Source organism: Roseateles sp. P5_E11 (assembly GCF_054049355.1).
The window spans coordinates 1-4,660 of sequence record NZ_JBFUMO010000466.1; the positions used below are offsets into that span (position 1 = coordinate 1).

Sequence of the window (4,660 nt, forward strand, 5' to 3'; positions counted from 1 at the left end):
AACGTGCCCTTGCTCAAGAACCGTTGCAGCTGTGGGGCGAGACCATTGAAACGTTCGATCGCTGACATGCTTTGCTGGCGCAGCAGGCCGACGAAATCGGCCAGGACCTGCGGCTTGAGGCGGTCGCCGCTGATGACCRCAGAAGGATCCTCGGCCGGGGCCGGCGCTGTCACGAGCAACGGCGCCACACATTCCCCCAGCCGTTGCAGCTTGATGGCAAGTCGCGTCGCGAGATCGCCGAATCTCTCGACGTTTCCTGCGGCACAAGCCGTCTCCGCCTCGCCCGCCAGTTGATGGATCTCCCTGGCTCCGAGGGTGCCCGCGCTGCCCCTCAGCTTGTGCATGCGGCTGGCATGAATGGCGAGGTCGATCGGGGCTTGCGCTGCGATCGGAATTGAGATGTCCGGGAACTCATCGAGCAGCCGCTTGAGCATCAATTTGAACAAGCCGAAGTCATTGCTCAGGCGTTCGCGCACGTCCAACCCGTCGATCCCCTCGATCTCCGGCCACGGCTGCGGCAGCGAATCCGGCGCCGACGTGTCGGGCGAGTCAGCAACCGGTTGCACGGGTCGGCCGTTCACAGGCGCAACGCGGCGCAGGATGCTGGCCACCAGGGACCGCGGGTCGAACGGTTTGACAAGATAGTCGTCCATTCCGGCCGCCGTGGCGCGTTGTCGCTCGCTGCTCAGCGCACCGGCAGTCAGGGCGATGATCGGCAAGTCCGCCAGATGCAGTTCCAGGCGGATTCGCCGGGTGGCGTCGTGGCCGTCGAGTACCGGCATCTGCACATCCATCAGCACCACGTCGATGGCGTGGGGCTGGGCTTCAAGAAGGTCGAAGGCCTCCTGTCCATTGTTTGCGAGCAAGACCTTCGCGCCCTCGAGTTCGAGGATGCGCTTCGTCACATCCAGGTTGATGTCGCTGTCGTCAACGACCAGCACTCGGATGTCCAGCAGCGCGCGTTCACCGGCTGCTGCGGGAGGTGCTTCCAACCGCGCCACCGCATCCGGCGAGGCGAGCGCAAAGTCCAGCACGACGCTGAACACGCTGCCGACGCCGGGCGTGCTCTCCAGACTCACGTGCCCGCCCATCAGGTTCGCCAATCGCTTGACGATCGACAACCCCAGCCCGGTGCCACCGAAGCGCCGTGTGATCGACGCATCCGCCTGGGCAAACGGCGCGAACAACTGCGTCTGAACTTCGGGCGCGATGCCGATGCCGGTGTCTTGCACGGCAAACGACAGCGTCGCATGCTGGGCCGTGGCGGCAAGCATCCGCACGTGCAGCTCGACACTGCCTTGCTCGGTGAACTTGATCGCGTTGGACAGCAGGTTGGTCAGGATCTGGCTCAGGCGCGTCGCATCGCCCTCCAGCACCACCGGCAGCTCGTCCTCGACGACGATCTCGAAGGCGACGCCCTTGGCCTCGGCCTGCACCGCCATCACGTCGCTCAGCTCCTTCAGCAAACTGCGCAGGCTGAATGCGGTGTTCTCGACGATCAACTCGCCGGCTTCGATCTTTGACAGATCGAGCACGTTGTTCAGCACCACGAGCAGCGACTTGCTCGCGAGCTTGACCTTCGCCAGAAAGGCCACCTGCTCCTCGTCCAGCGAGGTCTCCCCGAGCAAATAGGTCAGGCCGATGACCGCGTTCATTGGGGTGCGGATCTCATGGCTCATGTTGGCGAGAAACTCGCTCTTGGCACGATTGGCCTGTTCGGCCTTTTGCGTTGCGTGACGCAGCGATTCCTCGTACTGCTTGCGCTCCGTGATGTCGCGCGCCGCCGCGAAGACGCCTTGCAGCTGCCGGTCGCGGTCATGAAAGGTGGTGGCGTTGTACGACACCACGGTGAGCTTGCCGTCCCTGGCGCGGACGGTCAGTTCGTAGTTGGTGACCTTGCCCTCGGCCAGCACGCGCTTGATGCCTGCTTCCGCCCGGTGTGGCGCGGTGAAGTAGTTCTTGAACGGCGCGCCGATCAGCTCGTCGCGCGTGCAGCCGGTCAGGGCCTCCGTCTGCTTGTTGACGTCGGTGATGATGCCGCGCGGGTCGGTTGTCATCAGCGCGTCGATGTTGGATTCGATCAGCGAGCGCGTGTAGAAGTGCTGGTCGCGTAAGCGCTGGTCGAGCTTCTGGCGCTCCTCTTCGACCTGCTGGCGGGCGGTGTTGTCGGTGCCGATCAAGAGGTAGCCAATGATGGCGTCTTGCGCGTCGCGCAGCGCCGTCACCGACACCACCGCTCCGAAGCGGCTGCCGTCCTTGCGGATATAGGTCAGCTCGTAGATGTCCTCGATGCCGCGCGAGGCCTTGAACACCAGCGCCTCGAAGCCGGGGGCGATCGGGGTCTCGAGTTCGACGCTCAGCGCCTTGGCCCGCTCAATCAATTCCGGCGGGTCGGAGATGTCTGCCGGCGTGATCTTGTTCACCACGTCAGCGGCCGTGTAGCCCAGCATGCGCTCGGCGCCGACGTTGAAGATCTGGATCACTCCCTTCGCGTCGGTGGCGATGCTTGAGAAGTTGGCACTGTTGAAGATCGCGTTCTGCAAGGCGCCGGCCTTCAGCAGCGCTTCTTCGGCGCGCTTGCGCGCGGTGTTGTCGGTGCCGATCAGCAGGTAGCCAATGATGGCGTTCTGGGCGTCGCGCAGCGCGGTGACYGACACGACGGCCGGCAAGCGGCTGCCGTCCTTGCGGATGTAGGTCAGCTCGTAGATGTCCTCGATGCCGCGCGAGGCCTTGAATACCAGCGCCTCGAAACCCGGCGCAATGGTGGTCTCGAGTTCGACGCTGAGTGCCATGGCGCGCGCGATCACTTCCTGTGGGTCGGAGATGTCGGCCGGTGTGATCTTGTTCATCACGTCGGCGGCCGCGTAACCCAACATGCGTTCGGCGCCGACGTTGAAGATCTGGATCACACCTTTCGCGTCGGTGGCGATGCTGGAAAAATTGGCGCTGTTGAAGATCGCGGATTGCAGGGCGCCGGCCTTGAGCAGCGCCTCTTCCGCCTGCTTGCGGGCCGTGTTGTCGGTGCCGATCAGCAGGTAGCCGATGATTCGATCTTCGACATCGCGCAACGCCGTGACTGACACGACCGCCGGGAAGCGGCTGCCGTCCTTGCGGATGTAGGTCAGCTCGTACATGTCCTCGATGCCGCGCGAGGCCTTGAACACGAGGGCTTCGAAGCCCGGCGCGATCGAGGTGTCGAGTTCGACGCTGAGCGCTTCGGCGCGCGCGACCAATTCCTGCGGGTCGGAGATGTCGGCCGGCGTGATCTTGTTCATCACGTCGTTGGCCGAATAGCCCAGCATGCGCTCGGCGCCGACGTTGAAGATCTGGATCACGCCCTTCGCGTCGGTCGCGATGCTTGAGAAGTTGGCGCTGTTGAAGATTGCACTCTGCAGTGCGCCCGTCTTGAGCAATGCCTCCTGGCGCCGGACCTCGTTGAGGTACTCCACGGTGCCGTCGACGGGATTGGGAAGGGTGGGGGTATCGCCGGCGATTCTGGGCATGGGCAACCTTGTTGAGAGCGTGATCAATCAGCCGGACGGGAATGCGGTGCCGAGGAGTGCGCCGTGCTTCAGTTGCTCGGAGTCGTGACCGGCCGGAGGGCGGCGTGCCTCGCGCACCCCCTGCGGCGCATCCACGTCACAGATGTCCAGCAGCATGGCCCGGGCCCGGCCGGCGCGCTTGGCGCAATACATGGCCTTGTCGGCAGCGCGCACCAGGTCAAGCGGGGAGTGGCCCCTGCCAAGACCAGCGGCGCGAGAGTCGGCCGAGGGCTCTGCCCAGCACTCGCTCGCGTTGTCGTAGCAGGCGACGCCCACGCTGACGGTGACGTGGCATGCGGCCGACGAGGCGTCGTGACGGATGGTCAGCGCTTCGACGGCATTCAGCATGCTGTGGGCCACGTGCTCGGCGCCCAGACGCGATGTCTGCGGCAGCAGCACGACGAATTCCTCCCCGCCGTAGCGCGCAACCAGATCCGCCGGGCGCACGCTGGTGCTCGCCAGGGTCTGCGCGACGGCCCGCAGGCACACATCGCCCGCCGGATGACCATAGTGATCGTTGAATGACTTGAAGTGGTCGACATCGATCATCAGCACGGCCAGCGGGTCACCGGCCCGCCGGGCGCGGCGCCATTCATGCGCCAGCGCGTCGTCGAAACCCCGCCGATTGGTGACACCGGTCAGCACGTCGATCGTCGCGATCCGGCGCAACTCGTCGGCGATGTGCTTGACACGCAGCTGGGTCTTGACCCGCGCCACGACCAACGGTGCGCTCACGGGCTTGGCGATGAAGTCGGCCGCGCCAAGCTCGAACCCAGACAGTTCGAATTCGGGCTCGCTGTGGCTGGTCACGAAAATCACCGGCACGTCCTCGAGTCCCGGGTCTGCCTTGAGCGCTTCGAGAATCTCGAACCCGCTCATGCCGGGCATTTCTGCATCGAGCAGTACCAGATCGGGCGCCGACTCTCTCGCAAGTCGCAGCGCATCCTCCCCGCTGGTCGCGAAGCGCAAGTTGCCCACGTCCGCCAGCATATGACTCAGCAGACGAATTGCGGATGGGTCGTCGTCGACCAGCAGGATGTTGTCGCTCATGGACCGTCGTTGACGTCGTGCGAAACGGCGTCACCCGCTCGAAGAGCGGCGTTTGATGATGCGTGGTT

2 protein-coding genes are annotated in these 4,660 nt (G+C 64.6%); both read right to left on the reverse strand.

What is annotated here, in order from left to right:
• A partial coding sequence (locus tag ACXJKR_RS24700; protein ID WP_457325067.1) for a PAS domain S-box protein occupies positions 1-3,503 on the reverse strand: 3,503 nt, incomplete at its 3' end.
• A 27-nt stretch (positions 3,504-3,530) separates the two neighbouring features.
• A complete protein-coding gene (locus ACXJKR_RS24705; protein WP_457325068.1) occupies positions 3,531-4,592 on the reverse strand; it encodes a diguanylate cyclase in 1,062 nt (353 codons plus the stop codon).
• Positions 4,593-4,660: the final 68 nt, after the last annotated feature.